The organism is Tenuifilum sp. 4138str, from assembly GCF_041102575.1.
In the GTDB taxonomy this organism is placed as follows: Bacteria; Bacteroidota; Bacteroidia; order Bacteroidales; family Tenuifilaceae; genus Tenuifilum; species Tenuifilum osseticum.
In genome coordinates this window covers 62651-83781 of sequence record NZ_JBGCUE010000010.1, presented here as the reverse complement: position 1 = coordinate 83781, position 21131 = coordinate 62651, and the positions used below count along the sequence as shown (strand labels likewise).

Here is a 21131-nt window from a genome sequence, read left to right as displayed (position 1 = left end):
CCATGAGAACACTTATCAACATTAAAACAATTGCATTTGCCTCTGTGGTGATCTTCCTTGCCTCGTGTCAGGGTAATAAGGCAGAAGATGCTCAACCCGTTGCCTTAGTAGAGGCTAAAGTGGTAACCCAGCTCATTCAGCCCGTTAGTATCGAACGTCAGCTTAGGTATCCTGCAACCATTCAGGCCTACAAGGAGAACCATTTGGCACCAGCCACTGCCGGTAGGCTAGAGAAAGTTATGGTTGATGTTGGCGACAGGGTAAAGGCAGGGCAACTTGTTGCCATGCTCGATCGCACCAATTACATGCAAGCCAAAATACAGTTCGATAAGGTTAAGATTGACCTTCAGCGTGTCGATTCCCTGCTTAAAGTTGGTGCAATTCCGCAACAGCAGTACGATGCTGTTAAGATGCAGTACGATATTGCAAAAACCAACCTTGAGTTTTTGGACGAAAACACCTCGTTAAAATCGCCAATTGATGGGATTATAACCGGTAAATACATAAACGATGGAGAGATGTTTGTCATGTCGCCTGCACCCGGCGTTGGTAAACCAGCGGTGGTTTCAATCATGCAGCTCGATAAGCTAAAGCTTTTGGTTGGTGTGTCATCAACCTATTTAAATAGCATTAAGCCTGGCATGAAGGTTACTGTTAAAACCGAGGTTTACCCCGATAAGGAATTTACAGGCAACATTGAAAAGATTTACCCTACTATTGACAACATGACCAAAACCTTTACGGTTGAGGTAGTGGTTGCAAATCCAGATATGAAGCTAAGGCCCGGTATGTTTGCAACCGCAATTATCAATGTAGGCAAAGGCGAGGCCTTGCTGGTTCCTGCCTTTGCTATATTAAAACAATCGGGGACAAACGAGAGGTACGTGTTTGTTTACCAGAATGGCAGAGCCGTTCGTCGTCCTGTGGAGCAGGGCGATGTTTTTGACGATAATGTAGAAATAGTGAAAGGGCTATCCGCCGGTGAAGAAATTATTATTGAAGGACATACCATTGTTGCCGACGGCCAAGCAGTGGTTAAAAAGTAACCGTTAAAACAGTAAACCATGAGCCTTTACAGTTCAGCCGTAAAAAAACCGATTACTACCTTGATGGTTTTCATTGGGGTGATCGTTATGGGCTTCTACTCGCTATTATATATACCGGTAGATCTGATGCCCGACATGGATATTCCTAGCATAAGCGTTATCACCTTTTATCCCGGTGCTAGTGCCGAGGATATTGAAGTGAACGTAACTAAACCGCTCGAGAATCAACTTAATGCTCTTCAAAACCTTAAAAAGGTAACATCGTCGAGCAAGGATAATATCTCGTTTATAATCTGTGAATTTGAGTATGGTATTAACCTTGATGAGGCAAGTAATAACATTCGAGATGCGATAGGCCTTGTTGAAAAGACTTTACCCGATGGATGCGAAAAACCATCCATTTTCAAATTCAGCTCATCCATGATACCCGTTCTTATTTATGGCATTCAGGCCGATAAGAGTTATGCCGCACTCGAAAAAATTATAGATGAGCGAATTGTCGAAAAGCTAAGCCGTATCGATGGGGTGGGTACCGTTAATATTATTGGTAAACCCACTCGTATTATCGATGTTAAGGTTGATCCGCGTAAGCTCGACTCATATAACCTTACTCTTGAACAGGTTGGTGCAGCAATTGGCGCCGAGAACATTTCGTTACCTGCTGGGCGTATTGAGGTAGGCAGGATGGAGTTTCCGGTTCGTACAAATGGGGAGTTTAGCAGCAGCGATGTTGTTAAGAACCTGGTTGTGGCCAACAATGGCGGTAAATTAGTTTACCTAAGGGATATTGCCACTGTTAAGGATACCCTTAAGCACGTTTTGGTTGACGAGCGAATTAATGGCAGTATGGGCGTTAGGCTTATGGTTCAAAAGCAAAGCGGTGCCAATACTGTTAAAATAGCAAGAGAGGTTCGAAATAAGTTTGATGAAATTAAAAAAGAACTTCCGTCGGATGTGCAGGTGGTAAAGATCCTCGATTCCTCTGAATTCATTCAGAGTTCTATCAATAACCTTTCCGAGACACTTATTTACGCCTTTGTTTTTGTTGCTTTGGTAGTAATTTTATTCCTTGGGCGTTGGCGTTCTACCATTATTATCTTGTTGACAATACCTGTATCGCTTATTGGAGCATTCATTTACCTCTTTATTTCAGGGAACTCAATCAATATTGTATCGCTATCGGCATTGGCTATTGCCATTGGTATGGTTGTTGACGACGCTATTGTTGTGTTAGAGAATATTACCACCCATATTGAGCGAGGGAGTAGCCCCATGGAAGCAGCCGTATTTGCAACCCGTGAGGTGGGTTTAGCAGTAATTGCCACAACCCTTGTTATCGTTGCCGTATTCTTCCCATTAACTCTTGTGGGTGGACTTACAGGTGTTTTCTTCCGTCAGCTGGGGTGGATCGTTAGCATTACCATTACGCTTTCCACATTGGCAGCTCTTACATTAACGCCCATGCTTTCATCGCGAATTCTCAAGGGGAGGACTTACTACAAGCATCATCGCAATAGGTTTTTGGAGGCAGTTAACCGTTTCTGGAGCTTTTTCGATGATATTTACGTGAAAGCGTTAGCTTGGGTGCTTAAACACAAAACGGTTACTCTAATTGTAGCTGGTTTCATTTTTTTAGGAAGCATTGGTTTGTTTAGCGTAATTGGTAAGGAGTTTACCCCTGCTCAAGATAATGGTCGAATAAATGTAAATATGGAAATTCCCCAAGGTTTACGAATTGATGAGGCCAAGGCGCTTGCGCGCGATTTTGAGCAAAAGGTTCGTCAAAAGTATCCTGAAATAGTTCTTGTTTCCACAAGCATTGGTACCGATGAGGGTGGCTCACTGATGAGCGCTTTCCAAAAGGCTGCTTCGTATATTGTTAACTACAGCCTTATGCTCACCAGTGTCGAAAATCGTTCAAGAAGTATTTTTGAAATAGCTGATAGCATTCGCAACGATATTAAGGATTATTCCCAAATATCATCGTCGTATGTTGACCCGGGTGGGACACGAAACGCTATGTCAGCAGCGTTTAGTGGAGGCGGTGGTAACAATATGGAAGTTAAAGTCCTGGGCTACGATATTAACCAAACCAATTACATTGCTGAACAAATAGCCAATACCCTTAAATCCGAAAAGGGATTCCGCGATGTTTCAATTAGTCGCGATAAGGAGCGAATGGAGCTACAAATTTTCCCCGACCGTGATAAATTGGCTCAACTTGGACTTAATACTTCCATGTTGGCATCGGCTGTTCGTAACCGTGTGTATGGGCTTACGGCTACCAAGTATAGAGAAGAGGGTACCGAGTATGATGTAATCCTCAAGTACAACGATGCCAACCTCACATCGGTAACTGATATCGAGAATATCACTTTCAAAGGACCTATGGGGAATATGGTTCGGGTTGGCGACGTGGCTAAAATTAAACAGGTTTATACTACTCCCAACATCGAGCATGAGAATAAAATTCGTGTTGTAAAGGTGGTAAGTGCGCTCTCAGGAACCGACCTTGGATCAGCAACAAATATTATCAATGCCAAGTTGGCCACCATGAATATTCCAAACAATGTAATAGTTGAGATTGGCGGTGCAGCCAAGGATATGGCCGATACATTCAAGGACCTTATGCTACTATTTGTTCTAATTTTGATACTTACTTACATTGTTATGGCATCGCAGTTTGAGTCGCTTCGTGAACCTTTCATAATCATGTTCTCTGTTCCCTTTGCTTTAACTGGTGTGTTCATTGCGCTTTGGGTAACCGGATCAACCATTAATCTGATTTCTGGAATAGCCATTGTGATGCTTGTTGGCATCGCCGTTAAGAACTCCATCGTGCTAGTCGATTTTATCAACCTTTTGGTTGATAGGGGTAAATCGGTTACCCAGTCAATTCTGGAGGGGGGTAAATCGCGTTTACGTCCTATTCTTATGACATCGTTTACTACCCTTTTAGGCATGCTGCCCATGGCACTCTCTACTGGTGAAGGCTCAGAAATATGGCGTCCTCTTGGTATATCTATTGTTGGTGGTCTTTTCTTCTCCATGATGATTTCGCTAATAATTGTACCAATTATTTACGCCCTTTTTGCCAATGCACGTATAAAACGTGAAAGGAAAAAACTTCAGGCAGCGGCTGGAGAAATATCTTTTGAAGACTAACTAAATAATTGATTGAAATGAAAGCAGTATTCATAGCATACAATCAGGCTTTAACCCAAAAGGTTGATAATGCATTAAAGGTTGCTGGAGTTAAAGGGTACAGCAAATGGGCCGATATGCTTGGCGCTGGTAGCGATAAGGGTGAACCCCATTTGGGAACCCATACTTGGCCATCGATGAACTCAGGAATCCTTACCATTGTTGATGACGACAAGGTTGATAAACTTCTTGTACATATCAACCAAATTAACAAGGTTGCAGAGGAACAAGGTATTCATGCCTTTGTATGGAATATTGAGAAGATGGTTTAATTCCTCATTCCTGACAAAATAATCAAGAGCCAAACCTTTAAGGGTTTGGCTCTTGGCTTCCATAGGGTATAGAACCAATTAGCCCAAAGCGTCAATTGATTTTTTAAATTGATGGATTTCTTCTAAAAATGTTTCCGCATCCCCATTTATATTGGCTCCGTTGAATTTGTTAATTCATGGTACTCCGGGTTAACTGTTCAATGTTTAATGTTCAAAGTTTAATGTTCAATGTTCAAAGTTTAATGTTCAAAGTTTAATGTTCAATGTTCAAAGTTTAATGTTTAATGTTTACTCCCAAAAGTTGCATTTGCAATGAAAATCTAAGAATGAAAACGTGCGATAACCAAAAAGGCTGCACCTTGGGCAGCCTTTTTATTATATCCTTTTGTGAGCCAATTATTTTACAATAAACCTCACAGCTTCCATGCGTGTGTTGCCAAGCGCATCGGTGGCCCAAATTATTAGCTCATTAATTCCAGCTTTGAGGTTTGTAATGGGTGTGGAGTAGTCCTGACTTTTATTGCCGTTTATGGAATACTTAATTGTATTTGAGGCAGTCAGGTTATCCGATTCGCCAACGTAAATCCTAACATTTGCAGGATAAACCGGAAGGTCATGATTTTCAATTTGTTCAAAGCCAATAGGTTTAACGCTGAAATGCCAGAATATTTCGGGGGCTTGGGTATCAACCTTGAAGGTGAAGCCCGAAACGTTCACGTTTTCCACATTGTCGTAACCGGTAAACTCAAGTTTATAGAATCCATCGTCGGTTAAAACAAATGGGTCAAAGTACTGGCTGTTTTGCGCTTGATTGATTGAGTATTCAATGCGGTTTACGCCAGCCTCCTTGTCGGTGGCAAGTAGTTCAATTTTGGTTGCTGGCCCAATCCAAAGTGTATCGCGGATAATGACTTTTGGACCAATAAAGCGGTGTCCAAGTTCAGGCCCAGAGATATCGATGGTGGGCATGGTAAAGCTCTGAGCTTTAGCTTCGGAGTTGCTGCGGTTATTAACCCTATCGATGGCGTATGTTTTTAGTTTTACCGTACCTAGAATATCGGCCAGTAGTACTGGTTTTTCGTAAAGTTGAAATTCCTTGTTGTTCAATGAGTAGAAAATTTCTTTCACGCCTGCCTTATTGTCAACTGCCATAACCTTTAAGCGGCTCCTTCCCGATGAGAATTCACGGGTACCTATCATGTACGAGTTTCCTTCAATTTCCTCAACCACAACTGGTGGTGTTTTATCAACAAAAAATCTGTAACTCCTATGCTCTTCAATATTTCCTGCTCTATCGGTTGAGTACCAGGTTAGAGTATGATATCCCTCATTTAACGTATTGGTTTGTATGGGTAGTTTGTAATCAGTCCATTTGCCCGATGAGTCAATCATAACTTTTGTTGATTCTACACCAAATCTGTCGCTTGCTGTTAGGGTAAGTGCTGCTCTTGCTGAGAAAACATCTTCGTACTTATCGCCTTTAAACGAGATTTCGGTTTGGGGTGGGGTGGCGTCCACAATAATTTTTTGGGATACTACCGGTTCACTGTTACCGAGTTTATCGGTTGAGTATACCTTAATCTCATATTCGCCATCATCGGTAAGGTTTATGGGGGTGTTGTACGGAGCAAAGTTGCTACCATTAATTGAGTAGAATATTTTATCAACACCAGCTTCTTCATCAGTAGCGTTTAGCTCAATTATTGACCCACCCCGGATGATAATGGCATCTTTTTGCTCCAGTACATTTAGACTTTTGGGGTTTATGGATGTTTGGGGTGGAATACCATCGGCGTAAAGTTCAAATCGGATTTTCCGGCCTTTGTAGAGGTCCAGGTGGGTCATTAGCTGCGGACCTGACCCATTCCACGTTAACGAGGTTGAGTTTTTATTGATATTTCGAAGCAATACTGCATTGGAGCCATCGGGTTTTGTGCCCATGTATATTTGAGCAGGTTGGCTGGGCGAAACGTAAAGATTTCCGGTTGAATCAATATAAAATGTTTTTTTCTCGGTTTCTTGGGCAAAGCTACCAAAAGCAAATCCGGTAAGGGCTATAAGAAGTATTTGAGCAAACCTATTCATACTCATGGTTATTTTTTTGGTAAGTAAAAGCGGAATTCCACGCGACGGTTTTCACGGAGCTTGCTATCGGGGCATTTAATTCCCTTGACACACTCGTTAACCGGTTGGGTATCGCCATAACCTTTGGCTTTTAAACGGTAACCTTCAATTCCTTTCGATGTTAGGTAGTTCACCACCGACTGGGCCCTTCGTTGCGATAATTCAAGGTTATACTCGCTTGAACCACGGCTATCGGCATGGGCTTTAATTTCAACATAGAGCTCAGGGTAGTTTATAAGGATTTCGAGCACCTCTTTTAGGTTATCGATTGAGTTGCCAGTAATACGTGCACTAGCGGTCTCAAAGTAGATATTATCAGCTTTAAAGGTTACGTCGGGGGCTGCTACAATTTTATAAACCGCAGTATCGCCAACATTGCCTACATTGTCGGTTGAGTAAATCTTAATTGAGTACTCGCCGGTTCGCTCAATATCAATATTTTCCTTAAAAGGAACAAACGGTTGGTTATCAACGGCAATGTACGATTGCTTTACACCCGATTTTGAATCGATCGCACTGGGCGTATATGATGCCCTGTCCTCCACATAAACCCTGTTGTTGTAGTTAAAGAGAAGTCCTTTTTCAACTCTTAAGCTTGATTTAGGACCCACTCCATCGGCCCAAATTAGGAAGCGTACCTTTTCACCCTTACTCTCATACACCAGGTAGTGTTTACCATCGCCATCAAAATACATCGGGTTAGCGGCCTTGTCGGTACTGGGAATGAGCACTTTCTGGGAGGGCTGGTTCTCGGGGCTGATGAAAAAGTATATAGGCGCATCGGCTTTTACAAAAACATCGCCATTGTCATTCACATAAACATTGTTGGCATTTTCTTGAGCCAATACCGATGAACAAAGAAACAAAAAAGCTAAAACCCCAAAATATTGCTTACTCATGGTTTAATGTGATGTATACACAAAAATAAAAGTTTTTATCAATTTGCAGTTAAGTTTGGCTATCTATTTTAAAAGGTTTACCTGTTAGGTGAAGTCCAATGACAAGAACATCGTCAATTTGGTTATTTTCCGAGCCAATCCATTCATCAAGAGCTGTTTCAAGTTGTTCCTGTTGGGCTACCATAGGCATGTTATGGTTTTCAAGGAGCATCTCCCTGAATCGTTTGGATGTAAACTTAAGGTTTTCAGGTCCGCCAAACTGGTCGATATATCCATCGGAGAACAGGTATAGGCTGGTAGGCGAATCGATAGTGATGGTATGTAGGGTAAACTCTCGTTTTTCTTCTTTCTGTAAACCGCCAATGGGTACAGGGTCGCCTTTAATGGTGAAACACTGGTTGTTAGTTATGTAAACAATAGGGTTTTTGGCTCCGGCAAACTCAATTGTTCGGCCATCGCCATTTATTCGGATTAGGGCCATGTCCATGCCATCGCGGCTATCGTTATTTTCCTGTTTAAGCAGGTAACGCACCTGCTTATGCAGCTCATTAAGTATCAGGTTGGGTTGTGTTAACCCACTGCGTATAATCACATCAAGTAGGTTTAGCCCAATCATGGACATGAATGCTCCGGGTACACCGTGACCTGTGCAGTCAACCGCTGCAATCAGAAAGCCAAAGTCGTTCTTGGGAATGTTGGGCAAAGCTATCATGTGTCGGTTTTGCTTACTGGCGGCTATTTCCTGGCCGCCATAAGCTGCAAACCAGTAAAAATCGCCACTTACAATCTCCCGCGGACGGAACATGATAAAAGCATTGGGTATGTAGCTGACCAATTGGTCGTATGTGGGTAGTAGGGCTTGCTGGATTCGCTGCGCGTAGTTAATGCTGCTGGTTATATCGCGGTTTTGTTTTTTAATCTGTTGGAGGGCTTGCATCAGTTCCTGGCTTTTGGCCTCAACCATGGCTTTTTGGCGTGCAAGTTCCTCGTTGGAGCGTTTCTTTTGAAGGTAGTAATGGGATATTAGGCCAAGCATGCCTATGGTAGCCGCTATGATTACAATAAAGATGTTGCGAACCAGAATCTGATTTTTGATTTTTTCCTCGCGCAGTGCATTCTCCTTATTTAGTAGGTCTATCTGTAACTTTTGCTCTTGCGTTAGCTGCTCCACTTTATCGAGACTATCCTTTACGGTTTCAAGTACTCTCTGTTTTTCGCTAAGTTCCTTTTCAGTGAGTTCCTTTTCGCTTTTTATTACCTGGAGTTGCCCCTTTGCTTCCTCAACAATTTTCTGTGCCTCTGCTTCCTTTTTGAGCTGTTCCTCGCGTTGAATTTTACGGGAAAAGGCTGTATAGAGGGAGAAGTACTCCGACGATTTTTCAGAATTTCCAAGCGCCTCGTGTATTTCAGCCAGTAGCGAGTATGTGTTCCTCAGAAGCTTTGCATCGTTAATCTCAAGTGCAATGGTATTGGCCTGTTCAGCGTAATCAAGGGCTTTTGGGTACTTGCCCAATTCTTTGTAGGCATTTGCTATGTTAATAAGGGTAGCCGTTGTTTCCGCTTTATTTTTCTGTGAGCGGTTTATGGCTAAACTTTTTTCGAACTGCGCAATGGCCTCGCTATACTGTTCCAAATCAACAAAAACCATCCCAAGGTTGGTGTAAATTACCTTGAGTGCATTTTGGTTTCCAAGTTTTTCGGCAACCGATGCTGCTTTTAAGAAAATGTCGCGAGCCTCGGTAAGCTTTCCATTAACCCAGTAAGCTGTTGCGGTTTTGTTGTAAATTGATAGTGCACCGTTTAGGTCGCCATTACTTTCAAGCTCCTTGGCTTGCTGTAAGCTATTTTGGAGTTCCTTACTGCTGCCTAGCGGGGTTGTTTGCGATTGCGCAGTAAAATTTGCAAATGCAACCAAAACCAATAAAACATAGTATTGAACAAACCTAAACATACTTAGTTCTATTGCTCCACTATAAAGTTAACTTTAAGGCTAGTCATGTGGGCAAACTCAATACCCTCATCAATCATATCCTGGTCCTCATCGCGGTGATACCAGTTAAGCACCACCTCGTACCCCTGCGATGGCAATGCTTCAAAGTAACCTATGATATCGAGTAGTTTTTTTGACGACGAGGTGTTGAGGTACTCCAGCTTTAGGTTAATGGTTGTTTTTTGCTTTGGTGATTTTACGTACTCCTGGGCGTATTTTTCAAGGGGTTTATAGAATTCAATGGCATCTTCGGGCAACGATTTGCCATTCACCTCAAAGTATCCCGATTCACCATCGGCCAGCACCATGGGTGAGTCGATTCGTTTCTCAATTTTTAGTGTATCCATACCGCTAGCATTAACTTTTTATTTAACGAACTTAGGACGGCAAAAGTTCCAAAATGGCTACGCAGGATATAAAAGGCTGGCTTCGGGCCCCAGAGGCAATTTCAGTAAAATCCATGCTATTAGTAATAGGGCCCATGAAATAAAGAATGCAATGGTGTATGGCAGCATGGTGGAAATAATGGTGCCAATCCCTGCTCTATCATCGTATTTTTGGTAGTAAACAATGATTAGTGCAAAAAAACTCATCATGGGCGAGATAATATTGGTTATGCTATCGCCTATTCTGAAAACTGCCTGTGAAAGCTCTGGGGAGTAACCTAAAAGCATGAAGATAGGTATAAACACAGGTCCCATAATCGCCCACTTGGCCGATGCACTTCCCATGAAAAGATTTATGAAGCCTGAAAAAATGATGAAAAGAATTACAAGGGGTATAAGCCCTATGTCAATGCTATGCAGTAGTGTTGCTCCCTTAATTGCAATAAGTAATCCCAAATTACTCCATTTAAACCAGGCTACAAACTGCGCTGCAAAAAAAACTAGAACCAAAAAAGCAACCATACTCTTAAAGCTTGTACTCATCCCCTTAAATATGTCATCGTGCTTTTTAAATGTGCCTGCCAGGTAGCCGTAAACTATTCCCATTGATGAGGCCATTAAAAAAAGAATAGCAATAAAACCCTTAAGCAAAGGGGAATGCAAAATGCTGTTATCGGCTCCCCTGAGCAAACCATTTTGAGGAATCAACCCGATGGCAAATAGCAATAGCCAAATAATTAATGTTACCAAAGCTCCTTTAAGGCCTCTTATTTCACCCTTTGATAGCTTTTCGATTTTTTCGGGCTCAACACTTCCTTTGTAGCTACCTAGGCGTGGCTCAATCCACTTGTGAGTAACCCAAGTTCCAACAATTGCAATTAAAATGGTTGATACAGCCATAAAGTAGTAGTTGGCTGTAGGCATTACGTAGTAGTTTGGGTCAATAATGCGTGCAGCTTCGGTTGATAAGCCTGCCAGTAAAGGATCGATTGTGCCAATTAAAAGGTTTGCACTAAAGCCTCCGCTTACCCCTGCAAAAGCAGCCGACATTCCCGCAAGTGGATTTCTACCTAGGGTATGAAAAATAACGCCTGCAAGGGGTATAATAAGTATGTAGCCCAGGTCAGATGCTATGTTCGAAAGAATACCCGTAAGCACAATCATAAAGGTAATCCATTTCTTGGGCGCTTTTAGCAGAAGTTCATTGATACCAGCCTTTACTAAACCGCTGCTCTCAGCAACTCCAAGCCCAAGCATGGCTACCATAACAATTCCTAGGGGGGCAAATCCGGTATAGTTATCAACCATTCCCAGTATAATCCGATGTAACCCTTCCTTGGATAGTAGGTTTATGACCCTAACTGTTTCCCCGTTGGCAGGATTAACCCCTTGCCAATCGAGTAGGAAACCGATATATGAAAACAGTATTGTAACTAGTCCGAATAGTCCAAAAAGTGCAGCAGGGTGGGGCAAGGCATTCCCTGCAACCTCTATACCATGTAAAACCTTGTCGCTAAAACTTCTCTTTCTCTTTTCGTTCATATAATACATTTCTTTAAAAATTCCGAAGTGAAACCACAACCCGATTTTGCAATATCTTCGGGGGTGCCAGAGCATACCACTTGGCCTCCTGCGGCTCCTCCCTCGGGGCCAAGGTCAACAATGTAGTCGGCCGATTTAATTACATCCAAATTATGCTCAATTACTATAACCGTGTTACCACGGTCAACGAGTTTGTTGAGCACCTCAAGCAGAATGCGTACATCGTCAAAGTGTAAACCTGTAGTGGGCTCGTCCAGAATGTAGAGGGTTTTCCCGGTATCGCGTTTGGCTAATTCTGTGGCCAGCTTCACACGCTGGGCTTCACCCCCTGATAGGGTAGTGGATTGTTGCCCCAATGTTATATAGCCCAGTCCAACGTCCTGGAGCGTTTTTAACTTCTGATGGATTTGCGGTATGCTGTCAAAGAATTCCACGGCCTGGTTAATGGTCATGTCCAGCACCTCGCTGATATTTTTACCTTTGTACTTTACCTCAAGCGTTTCGCGGTTATACCGACGTCCAAAACAGTCGGGACACTTTACGTAAACGTCGGGGAGGAAATTCATCTCTATTACCTGAACGCCACCGCCCTTACAGGTTTCACATCGTCCGCCCTTAACGTTGAATGAGAAGCGTCCAGCCTTGTATCCCCTTATTTTTGCATCGGGGGTTAACTCAAAGAGCTTGCGAATATCCGTAAATACGTTAGTATATGTTGCTGGGTTCGAACGGGGCGTGCGTCCAATGGGCGATTGGTCAACATCAATCACTTTGTCAATGTTTTCAATTCCTTCTATCCCATCGTGTTCCAACGGTTGAGCATATGAACGGTACAAATGGCGGCTGAGGGCAGGGTATAGCGTTTCATTTATTAAGGTTGATTTACCGCTACCCGATACGCCCGTTACACAGATAAATGTACCTAAAGGAAATTTCACGGTGATATTTTTCAGGTTATTGCCTCGTGCTCCCTTTACGGTTAGGAATTTTCCGTTACCCTTGCGCCGCTCTTTAGGAATAGGAATTTTAAGTTGACCATTGAGGTACTGAGCGGTAAGCGAGTTGGACATCAGTATTTCCGAGGGAGTGCCTGTTGCAACTATTTTCCCGCCATGCCTGCCGGCGCGTGGGCCAATATCTACCACGTAATCGGCTGAGCGTATCATCTCCTCATCGTGTTCAACCACTATCACGGAGTTGCCTGCATCGCGCAGCTGCTTAAGCGAGTTTATGAGCTTGATGTTATCGCGCTGATGAAGCCCAATACTTGGCTCATCGAGTATGTAAAGCACATTAACCAGTTTTGAACCAATTTGGGTGGCCAGCCTGATGCGTTGGCTCTCGCCACCCGATAGGGTTGAAGAACCGCGGTTTAACGAAAGGTAACCCAATCCTACGTCGAGCAAAAAGCGTACGCGCTCCCTGATCTCTTTAAGTATTTCGGTGGCTATTGCCTTTTGCCTGCTGCCAAGACGATTCTCAAGACCCTGAAGCCAATGCCAGAGTGTTTCAATGTCCATGGCTGAAACATCGGCTATGCTTTTGCCATCAACCTTGAACCATAGCGATTCTTCTTTCAGCCTTGTTCCCTTGCAGGTTGGGCAGGTTACCTGTTTGATGAACTGGTTTGCCCACCGGTCGCCCTTGCCATTCAGCTCATCGTTGGTTTGATGGTTTTGGATGTAGCTGATTACTCCTTCAAAGCTCAGGAAGTATGAGCTGTTTACCCCAATGCTTGGGTGTTTTAGCTTAAACTGTTCTTCGGAACCGTAAAGAATCACGTTTAGTGCCTCTTCAGGGATTTGTCCAATGGGATCGGAAAGTGAAAAATCGTACTTTGAGGCAATTGCTTCCAGTTGCCAGAATATCAGCGAGTTTTTATATGGTCCCAAGGGTTGAATACCACCTCGTTTAATGCTCAGCTGTGGGTCGGGGATAATTCGTTCAATATCGGCTTGGTTTATGTAACCCAATCCATTACAGTGTGTGCATGCCCCTTTGGGAGAGTTAAAGCTAAATGTGTATGGCTCAGGCTCATCGTACGATATGCCAGTTGTAGGACACATCAGGTTGCGGCTAAAGTAACGGTATTCACCGTTATCCATATCAAGCACCATGATGATTCCCTTGCCAATGTTCATTGCTGTAGCCACCGACTGGCTTAACCTTTTTAAATCGCCCTCGCCTACACGGAATTTGTCAACAAGAAGTTCAATGTAGTGAGTTTTATAGCGGTCGAGCTTCATGGCCGGTCGTAGCTCCGTTATTTCCCCATCGATACGGGCGTTGAGGTAACCCTTGCGCCTTAGCTGGTCAAAAAGTTCCTTGTAGTGCCCCTTGCGTCCACGAACCACAGGGGCTAGGATTGCGGTTCGTTTACCCGTAAACCTTTCGTTTATCAGGTTAATGATTTGCTCATCGGTATAACGAACCATTTCCTCCCCGGTTTGGTATGAGTAGGCTGTTGACGCTCTGGCGTAAAGCAGACGGAGGAAATCGTAGATTTCTGTAATTGTCCCCACAGTGGAGCGGGGATTTTGGCTGGTGGTTTTCTGCTCAATGGAAATCACAGGGCTAAGCCCTGAAATCTTATCAACATCAGGTCGCTCAAGAGTACCCAGGAATTGCCGGGCGTAGGCCGACATGGTTTCCATGTAGCGGCGCTGACCCTCAGCATATATGGTATCAAATGCTAATGATGATTTTCCGCTGCCGCTCAGGCCAGTAATTACCGTCAGCTTTTGCCGTGGAATTGTAACATCAACATTCCGCAGGTTATGCACGCGTGCACCCTCAACAACAATTTCACCCTCATCGGTTAAGGCCGATTTATCAATATCCTGAAACATGCTAAAACCTATTTATATGCCTCCTCACGGAAACCTTTACGTGGTATCTTTATAAGGTACGATTTGCCTTGCTTGCCTGGCAAGTAATTTTCCCTAAGCCAGGGATTAAAGAGTTTGATGAGTTTATAGTTAACGCCGTACTGCCTTGCAAAACTAGCAATGCTGGTAATGGTGCTGTCAACTTTAACCTCAGTGTACTCAAGTGGTGGATAAAGGTCAGTGCTATCCAGAAAGAAACCGTACTGCTTGGGGTTCTCAAAAATCACCTTAAGCGCTAATATACGGTACACATACCTGCCGGTTTCGTCGCCCAAAACCATATCGTAATACGAATTACTATCCTGCCGGTCAATTTGCTTTGTAATACCGTTCATGCCAAAGTTGTACGATGCTGCTGCCATGGTCCATGTACCATACTTCTCAAAAGCTTTTTTAAAGTACTGGCAGGCTAACTCAGTTGACTTTTCAATATGGTACCGCTCATCCACCTCTTTACTAATCTCAAGCCCGTATTCTTTAGCTGTACCCTCAAGTATCTGCCAGAATCCAACTGCTTTGGAAGGTGATACTGCCTGGGTAAGGCCACTCTCTGCAACAGCAAGGTATTTAAAATCGTCAGGTATATTGTTTTTTTTGAGTATTGGCTCAATAATTGGGAAGTAGCGGTTTGCTCGCTTTAGCAGAAGAACCGTTTGCGAGTGCCAAAAGGTGTTAACATGTAGTTCACGGTCAAGCGATTCACGAACATCGAAATGCTGAAGGGGAACTTCCTCACCGGCAAAACTCAACTTCTCAGGTATGGGGATTGCAAAAATAAGCGACGATTGGTAAACCGAGTCGCTCCAAGGGTTTAACGATTTATACCTCTCAAATCCCGAATTTGGCCTTGGAATGAACGATAGCATTAAAACAAAAAAGCATATGGCAGTTACAACCAATCCTATTAAAACGATTTTTCTATTAATCATGTAAACGAAGTTTTACCATTTAACGTTACCCGAACCAATTTGTTAACTTAATCTACAAAAATACAATTTAGCGCTGATCTTCAAAAAGCACACCCCTTCAATATTTTTGAATTATTAATAATACCGCCAATACCGTTTAATTAGGGATTTTTGTCATTTTGATTTCCAATTTACAGGATAATTACTGCCGAAATAGCTCCCCGTCGTGCTGAGTCCCGCTATATCGGGATAGACTCCTCCGAAGCATCCCTTAACCTTTAATCCTTGTTGTTTTTTTGGAAGCTGCTCTTAGCCATGCTGTTCTATTGCGATGCAACGTTTCAGTGTTACTCTTTGGAAAAGGTATTGCGTGCATCGCTATACATGTGGGAATAATCATGGTGTTACAAATATTACGCCCCTACGGGGTGGGAAGCGTTGCTAGTAACTCGTTGTTCGTTTTTCGTAAAAAACGACCTCACCCCACCCCTCTCCTGACAGGAGAGGGGGAAGCAATTAGGAGACCTTATTGCAGGGCTAAAGTCTCCCCTCTCAGGGGAGATTTAGAGGGGTCATCTGGGTTGTTTGTGGAAAACGGCTTCATCCCAGACTTTATTCCTGAGAGGGAATGAAGCGGAAGAAGCAGGCAGAGGCATAAAAGCCAGACCCGGCAATGGGTCGGGGGTGGAACGTGGCGGTGGGCTTAGTAAGCGATACCACATGAATCACGCCACAGGCGTGGCGAATTGTATCGCGTGGCAGTTCCACCCGCGGGGTACCCATCGGGTTGGGCTTTTCAGCCTTGATTTTCTTTGATTCTTTCTTGTATCAAGACAAGAAAGAACATGAAAATCACTCTTTGCGATGTTTTTCCTTTGCGATGCAAAACTTCACCGTTGCTCTTTGGCTTATGCATGGCCTGCATCGCCATATGAGGGGAATTGCCCTAGAGTTACAAATATTTAGCCCCTATGGGGCTGGAAACGTTGTTTGTTGCTCGTTTTTCGTGAAACAATTGTCATGCTGAGCTAGCCGAAACATCTTTTCGTACCTTCTAATCTTTTATCTCTTTTGATTGGGTTTCCTGAAATTGTTCTTTGCAATACCATTCAGTTGCGATGCAACGGTTCACCCTTGCTCTTTGGATTATGTGTTGCGTGCATCGCCAATAATTTTGAATACCACAATACCCAGGGTTAAAACCCTGGGCTTAGTTGATTTGCCCCTACGGGGCTGGAAGCGTTTTCCGTTGTTCGTAGGAATATTGTCATGTTGAGCGATAGCGAAACATCTCATTTTTGCACTTAATAGGGAGATCCTTCGCTGCGCTCAGGATGACAAGGATGTTGTCCGTTGAATGTTGCATGTAAAAATGTTGTCATGTTGAGCGTTAGCGAAACATCTCATTACACCTAATGTGGCAGCCAACTTTGCTAGCTCTATCCGCCATATTATTGTTGGGTTTAACTGTTCACTTTCCTTCTAACTTCTTCTAACTCCGTCATATTCTTTTGATTCCGAATAATTCCGACTCATTCCGATTCATTCCTCTAAATTCATGTTACTTGGGTTAAACTTAACATTAACTTAACATACCGTTTAAACCTTAACATATAGTTTACATAGACGTAACTATCTTTGCCTAAAATTTTAGCAATGAGAAATATTGTTTTCCTATCGGCTTTAATGGTTTTGCAACATTTTGTTTACGCGCAAGAGGTAAACGACTCAATAATTTACCATCAAAATCAAAGGATATTGCAGCTTTTGGAAAGCAGTAAGATTTCAACCCAAATTTTTCTTGGCTACAGGTATTATGTGGAAGGCAATGGTAACTTCAACGAGTTTTCAGTGAAGAGGGGTTATATCAACTTTGAGAAATCGTTGAATAAGTATCTATCGGGGCGTATAACTCCCGACCTAACAATTGACAAGGAGGGCGATGGTGAAGGTGACCTTGAAATGCGCTTAAAGTATTGCTATGTTGAGCTTAAGGACGAGGGCAGTTATGGGGTATTCACAAGCCCTAAACTATTAATTGGAGAAGTTCCAACCCCTTTTATCGATTTCGAGGAAAAGGTTAACGCGTACAGAGTTGTTGCTAGCCAGTACCTCGATGACATGAAAATCCTCACATCGGCCGATTTCGGGGTTACCACATCGGTTTTACTGGGTGGAAAGGTTGATGAGGGTTACCAAAAAACAGTCAGCAATGCTTATCCCGGCAAATTTGGTTCAATTGCATTGGGGGTATTTAACGGAGGTGGTTACCATGCTCTTGAATTCAATAACAATAAAACTTTTCAGTGGAGGTTAAGTGTACGGCCAATGCCTGAGCGTTTACCCGGTTTACAGTTTTCCTATGCAGGAGCACATGGTAAGGGTAATACAGCACTCTACCCCGATTGGGATACACATACGGGTTTCTTGAGCTATGAATCTCGCAGACTTGTTCTTACAGGGCAGCTATTCCGTTCGCTGGGAAACCATGAGGGTACACTGGCCGATTCTTTGGGCAACTCATACAAAGCTAAGGGTTTGAATGCTTTCCTAGAAGTAAAGTTCTTGAAAAACCGCTTCAGCTTGTTTGGTGCTTACGGTGTTATGCGTTATACTGACTATACCGGAACAGATATTGAGAAAACCCGTGAGATTATTGGATTAGCCTATCATATTTACAAAAAGAATAAGTTTGTTATTGATTTAAACCGTAGTATTTCCAACGGAAAATGTAAGGGGGTTATTGAGTTTATGTTTGAGTTGGCTTTGTAGTAAATACTTCCCGTTTCAACATAGTAAGTATAAAAAAAGGTTGGCAAAGCGCCAACCTTGTTTTTTGCTAAAGGTGAGGTTAGAATAGTCCGCTGATAACTCCATTGTTATCCACATCAATTCGCTCGGCTGCAGGCTCATCGGGTAATCCGGGCATACGCATTATCTGTCCGGTAATTGGAATGATAAATCCTGCGCCAGCAGCAACCTCAATTTCTCTAACAGTAACCACAAAATCCTTTGGTCTGCCAAGCAGGTCAGGGTTATCGGAGAGCGATTTTTGGGTCTTGGCCATACAAATTGGCAGTTTGTCGATCCCTAGTGAGTATACCTTCTTTAAATCCTCCTTTGCTTGAGCGGTGTAATCTACAGCTTCAGCACCGTATATCTTCTTGGCAAGGGTTTCGATTTTTGCTTCGGGTGTCCAGTTCCAGTCGTAAAGGGTTTTATGCTGGTATGGGCAATTCATGGCAATCTTGTTAACAATTTTAGCCAACTCTATGGCACCCTCGCCACCTTTACCCCACACATCAACCTCTGCAACCTGAACATCCATTTCCCTGCAAACGCTTTTTATGTATTCAACTTCCTCATCAGTGTCAGTTGTAAACCTATTTATGGCTACCACGGGGCAGATGCCAAAAAGTTTCATGTTTTCCACATGCTTTTGCAGGTTGCCAATACCCTTTTTAAGAGCCTCTACATCGGGTTGTGAAACCTCCTTAAGTGGCTTTCCGCCATGGTATTTAAGAGCCCTTATTGTGGCTACAAGCACAACTGCACTTGGTTTTAACCCTGCATACTGGCACTTGATATCAATGAATTTTTCGGCTCCCAGATCGAAACCAAAACCAGCCTCGGTAACCACGAACTCACTGAGCGAGAGTCCCATTTTTGTGGCTATAACCGAGTTGGTACCCTGGGCTATATTGGCGAATGGTCCGCCATGAATAATGGCAGGGGTATTCTCAATGGTTTGCACTAGGTTAGGCATTATGGCATCGCGTAGGAGCGCTGCCATGGCACCCTCGGCATGTAAATCGCGAGCATAAATGGGCTTTTTATCGTAGGTGTAGCCCACAAAGATATTCCCTAACCTCTGCTTCAGGTCTTCCATGTTTTCGGCAAGGCAGAGTATTGCCATAACCTCCGAAGCAGCTGTTATATCAAATCCGGTTTCGCGGGGTACCCCATGGGTTGTACCACCCAGCCCAACAATGATGTGGCGCAACGATCTGTCGTTCATGTCCATCACCCTTTTCCACTTTACGGTTCGGGGGTCAATGCCTAACGAACGCTTTTTGCTTTGTAAATTATTGTCTATTAGCGCAGCAAGAAGGTTGTGTGCCTTTTCAATGGCGTTGAAATCGCCTGTAAAATGGAGGTTAATATCTTCCATGGGGAGAACCTGTGAGTATCCACCACCGGTTGCTCCTCCTTTTATACCGAACACAGGGCCTAGCGAGGGTTCACGGAGAACCACTGTGGTTTGTTTACCAATTCGGTTAAGGCCTTGCGCCAAGCCAATTGATACTGTTGTTTTCCCCTCTCCGGCAGGTGTTGGTGAAATGGCCGATACCAGTATCAACTTGTTTTGCTGATACTTTTCCTTGTCGATGTAGCTCAAGGGAATTTTGGCTTTATACTTACCGTAAGGTATTAAATCGTCAGGATTGATGCCCAGAATTCCGGCTATCTCGGTTATGGGCTTCATTTTAGCTTCGTGTGCAATTTCAATATCGCTTTTCATAGTAAAAATGATTTAGGTTATTCAGGAAAAGTGTTATTAACTTATATAGATTTCATCATATAAGTTTTGCCAATTATGAATAACAAGTTACAGCAAAATTTGTTTATGGGCAACTTTGCTTACGGTTTATATCTTGCCAGGGTAAGGATTTCCTGATAATCCTTTATAAGCATTAGCCTCTGAAGATCGATATTTTTGTTTCGCTCCATAAAGCGCTCAACAATTCGGTAGCCTATCCAAACTGCAGCCCTTCCGGGCGATTCCTGTGGAAACCCCGATGTAAATGGAGCATCGTTTATCATCTTGTTGATGTCAACAGTATTGGTGGTAAAGAGCAGCTTATTTTCAATAAGGTGAGTCCACATGGCAGACTCGTTATTTAGGCACCACTTGTACTGCTGTGGTGTAAAACCAAAAATAAGGGAGTCGGGTTGATGTGGGAGCATCCGCTTGGTTAGGTACATGATTTGCCCTTCGTAAATCATGTTACTTAGTAGGTTGTTGATTGAATCGTGGAAAGGGAAAGCGCTGTACAGCCAGGCCCGCATAACATCCGATGGAACTTTACCTGGGTGCATCTTACGTTGCTGGTAAACAGGTATGCCAAGCAGGGAATACTGTATGGTATTTTTACCCAAATAGCGGTCAAGCCCTACGGCCACCAAACTATCATCTATTGCCAATGATAGGTTATAACCTGAAATATAGGTGTAAACCTTTGGTAGTGGTTTGTTTGGGAAAAAGAAAGAGTACCTCGCGAACGCATTGCTAATCTCCTTTTCAAATGGAGCATTGGCTGGGAATACACTGTCAACCATTCTGTTGGCGTTTTGCACCATGGTATCGGTGAGGAATAACCCTAAGTACCTGTAAAAATCGGGGGAATCGCTCTTCCCAATTCGTATAATGCCCTCAGTAAACAGTTTTGTGAAACTTGTGTGCTTTTGATAAACAATGTGGAAGGCTTTCTCAATGCTGTCAGGATTAAGGCTAAACAGCTCTTTCTCGAACCTGGTAATGGAAACAGGTTCAACATCTCTAGGGGTTTGAATTGAGTCGAATCGGTTTTCCTTACAGCCATGAACTGCCAAAACAGTAATGGCTACTACTATCCATTTGTTCCTCATTGTGTTCAAGTTTTAAAAGCAGAACAAAGATAGTAAATACATGGATAAAGGGTAAAGGATAAAGAATGACCCGTCCTGAATAGAGTCTACAATATTTAAAATCAGTGGGATATAAGCTTATATATTGTTAGAATTCTACTTCTGAGACCTTATGCTTTTATCAATATGTATGTATTAGTCTGTAGCAAGTTTAATTGTTTAAACCTGATAATCGCGACTTATT

At 43.1% G+C, this 21131-nt stretch carries 14 protein-coding genes; 4 read left to right on the top strand and 10 right to left on the bottom strand.

Annotated features, from left to right (window positions below):
• The first annotated feature begins 2 nt into the window (after positions 1-2).
• The 3 genes from AB6811_RS10260 to AB6811_RS10250 are packed head-to-tail and all read left to right on the top strand — an operon-like array spanning position 3 to position 4522.
• Positions 3-1046 carry an efflux RND transporter periplasmic adaptor subunit gene (locus tag AB6811_RS10260; protein WP_369490369.1) on the top strand — a complete coding sequence of 348 codons (1044 nt, stop codon included), beginning with the start codon at positions 3-5 and terminating at the stop codon, positions 1044-1046.
• 18 nt (positions 1047-1064) lie between these two features.
• On the top strand, positions 1065-4211 hold the full coding sequence (locus tag AB6811_RS10255) for an efflux RND transporter permease subunit (RefSeq protein WP_369490368.1): 3147 nt from the start codon (positions 1065-1067) through the stop codon (positions 4209-4211).
• Between the two features lie 17 nt (positions 4212-4228).
• The gene (locus AB6811_RS10250) at positions 4229-4522 is read left to right on the top strand and encodes a PG0541 family transporter-associated protein (RefSeq protein ID WP_369490367.1); all 294 of its coding nucleotides are present in this window, start codon (positions 4229-4231) and stop codon (positions 4520-4522) included.
• Positions 4523-4918: 396 nt separating this feature from the next.
• Here the strand turns inward: AB6811_RS10250 and AB6811_RS10245 are convergent, their stop codons facing one another.
• From AB6811_RS10245 to AB6811_RS10210, 8 genes are all read right to left on the bottom strand, one after another.
• Complete coding sequence (locus AB6811_RS10245; protein ID WP_369490366.1) at positions 4919-6607, bottom strand: OmpL47-type beta-barrel domain-containing protein; 1689 nt, start codon at positions 6605-6607, stop codon at positions 4919-4921.
• 8 nt (positions 6608-6615) lie between these two features.
• Complete coding sequence (locus AB6811_RS10240; RefSeq protein WP_369490365.1) at positions 6616-7545, bottom strand: OmpA family protein; 930 nt, start codon at positions 7543-7545, stop codon at positions 6616-6618.
• A 49-nt stretch (positions 7546-7594) separates the two neighbouring features.
• Positions 7595-9496, bottom strand: coding sequence for a tetratricopeptide repeat protein (locus AB6811_RS10235; RefSeq protein ID WP_369490364.1), 1902 nt, complete (start codon positions 9494-9496; stop codon positions 7595-7597).
• 8 nt (positions 9497-9504) lie between these two features.
• On the bottom strand, positions 9505-9882 hold the full coding sequence (locus AB6811_RS10230) for a DUF1987 domain-containing protein (protein ID WP_369490363.1): 378 nt from the start codon (positions 9880-9882) through the stop codon (positions 9505-9507).
• Between the two features lie 57 nt (positions 9883-9939).
• Positions 9940-11463 (bottom strand): AbgT family transporter, encoded by a 1524-nt coding sequence (locus tag AB6811_RS10225; RefSeq protein WP_369490362.1) that lies wholly within the window; start codon positions 11461-11463, stop codon positions 9940-9942.
• Positions 11460-14312: an excinuclease ABC subunit UvrA gene (gene uvrA, locus AB6811_RS10220; RefSeq protein WP_369490361.1), complete on the bottom strand. Its 2853-nt coding sequence runs from the start codon at positions 14310-14312 to the stop codon at positions 11460-11462. Before uvrA ends, AB6811_RS10225 begins: the two co-directional genes overlap by 4 nt.
• Before the next feature lie 8 nt (positions 14313-14320).
• Complete coding sequence (locus tag AB6811_RS10215) at positions 14321-15280, bottom strand: lytic transglycosylase domain-containing protein (RefSeq protein ID WP_369490360.1); 960 nt, start codon at positions 15278-15280, stop codon at positions 14321-14323.
• Positions 15281-15871: 591 nt separating this feature from the next.
• Positions 15872-16042, bottom strand: coding sequence for a hypothetical protein (locus tag AB6811_RS10210; protein ID WP_369490359.1), 171 nt, complete (start codon positions 16040-16042; stop codon positions 15872-15874).
• Positions 16043-16915: 873 nt separating this feature from the next.
• Between AB6811_RS10210 and AB6811_RS10205 the strand changes: the two genes are divergently transcribed.
• Positions 16916-18031, top strand: a complete 1116-nt coding sequence (locus AB6811_RS10205) for a hypothetical protein (RefSeq protein ID WP_369490358.1) — start codon at positions 16916-16918, stop codon at positions 18029-18031.
• Positions 18032-18110: 79 nt separating this feature from the next.
• Here AB6811_RS10205 and AB6811_RS10200 read toward each other — a convergent pair whose 3' ends face one another.
• Positions 18111-19781, bottom strand: a complete 1671-nt coding sequence (locus AB6811_RS10200) for a formate--tetrahydrofolate ligase (RefSeq protein WP_369490357.1) — start codon at positions 19779-19781, stop codon at positions 18111-18113.
• 119 nt (positions 19782-19900) lie between these two features.
• Positions 19901-20908, bottom strand: a complete 1008-nt coding sequence (gene gldB / locus AB6811_RS10195; protein ID WP_369490356.1) for a gliding motility lipoprotein GldB — start codon at positions 20906-20908, stop codon at positions 19901-19903.
• Positions 20909-21131 lie beyond the last annotated feature (223 nt).